Genomic DNA, 1,660 nt, shown 5'->3' with positions numbered 1-1,660 from the left:
GTCCATCGCGCAGATTAAGATGAACGGAAAATTGCGAGTTCTAGACTTGAAACGGCAGGAAGTACAAGACGCAATTGCTACGGCCCAAGATGCAGAGGCTTTATTCAGTAGTGGACTTGCTAATGACTATCAGTGAAAACGACTTGAACTGTAGACCTGAGTTTGCACACTGGGACAGTTATTCTCGATTCGCGCGCTACGTTAGTAGTGTCAATCGTTATATCTTAAGTGAAGAACAGAGAACATTCCTTAATACGGTTATTGCGACGATTAGGGGGCGTGACGGCGAGTTGAAAGAAGGGGATGTGTTCTATCGGGCACAGCTTGGGATAGATCAATGTGACAGGATCGATAGTGACGGCAACTGGATTGGCGAGGATATATGGGGTTTCGGAGCTTCACGTATGAAGCCTCTTACCGACCGAGCCAGAGAAGGACGTGCAAATTCCTCGGGTATCCCGGTCCTATATGTAGGAACGACAGTGAAGACCGCGATTTCCGAGGTGCGGCCTTGGATTGGTGCTGATGTGTCGGTTGCTGTCTATCAGCTCTTGCGTCCATTGCGGACTCTTGAGCTTTCACTTGGACATGGCCAATCATCACTTTCTGGGCCTATATTAAGACACGTGCTGGGAGGACGAGAGCCAACAGCACAGGAGAAAGAGAAAGCCGTCTGGATTGATATAGATAACGCCTTTTCAACTCCTGTCACACACTCGGATGACCGTGCCGATTATGCGCCCACTCAGATACTGACTGAACTGTTTCGTAGTGTTGGCTATGATGCAATTGCATACAAGAGTCACTTTGGAGATAACGATAAGCAATTGGGATATAACATTGCGATCTTTGACCTAAGCGCTGTTGAAATTGTGAGTTGTGCCCCTTATCAGGTAAAAGCAATTCAGATTGAGTCGGAGCAGACAGGGAATGCTTGGTTCAAATCCTCTTAAACATAACCAATATAAAATGGTTGCTACGCTAGCGTTTTACTCATAGGCACTACCATTATCAGCGAGTAAAATAATGAAGTTGAAATCTCGCAGCAATTGAGGAGTGTTGAGCGGATGTTTTTATGTTCCGCTCATAATTCTAATATACTGATATTTTTACAGAATTTAATATTTTCGAAATTATATTGAATGCTAAATTGAGCATGAGAGATGTTCTTACCTCAAGCTACTAGGTTATTCCTTGACGTAAAGAATAAGAGAATGGTTTCCTCTCTTACTTTTGTAAGGTTTGCCAACTTTGGAAAAGCCAAATTTGTTAAATAAATACTGCATTGCTGTATTATTTTCACGCGTCGTGGCGAAGCATGATTTGTCAGTTAGTTGTTTGCAAATTAATTCCATCAAGATGTGCCCGTAACCTTTATTTCGTGCTATTTCTGCAACATATAGCCAGCCTAGCTCAAAGTCGTAATTGTCTTGTCCGGAAACACCAGACCTTTCAAAGGTCTTGGATTTATATGCTTTACTTGGGTTTTTGATAGCTCCAACTGCAAGAATTTGGTCGTCATTGTCGTAAATAAAAATAAGCAGTTCTGCGCGCAAAATCCGTTCTTGAAGTCCTGCCAATTCTACTTCTCCACCCTCGTTAACAAGTGCTTCAAATATTGCGATTTCTGCATCGTTACAACACTTAGGTTTTTTAATTA

The 1,660-nt window shown here is 42.6% G+C and carries 2 protein-coding genes; one reads left to right on the top strand and one right to left on the bottom strand.

The genetic code is table 11. The annotated features are described in order from the left end of the window. Nucleotides 1–122: 122 nt before the first annotated feature. Nucleotides 123–953 (top strand): RES family NAD+ phosphorylase, encoded by an 831-nt coding sequence (locus tag CWM53_RS24820; protein WP_227521737.1) that lies wholly within the window; start codon nt 123–125, stop codon nt 951–953. A 234-nt stretch (nt 954–1,187) separates the two neighbouring features. On the opposite strand, the gene CWM53_RS24815 is transcribed toward CWM53_RS24820, so the two are convergent. Further along, nucleotides 1,188–1,660 (bottom strand): GNAT family N-acetyltransferase (locus tag CWM53_RS24815; RefSeq protein WP_319829945.1); only part of this gene is annotated, 473 nt, incomplete at its 5' end.

Origin of the sequence: Klebsiella sp. A-Nf5 (assembly GCF_002810545.1) — a bacterium.
GTDB lineage: Bacteria > Pseudomonadota > Gammaproteobacteria > Enterobacterales > Enterobacteriaceae > Klebsiella > Klebsiella variicola.
This window is presented reverse-complemented; position numbering and strand designations above follow the sequence as displayed.

Excerpts from the sequence above, each read along its gene's own strand:
- CWM53_RS24820 (WP_227521737.1), top strand. The coding sequence starts at position 123 with ATGACTATCAGTGAAAACGACTTGAACTGTAGACCTGAGTTTGCACAC.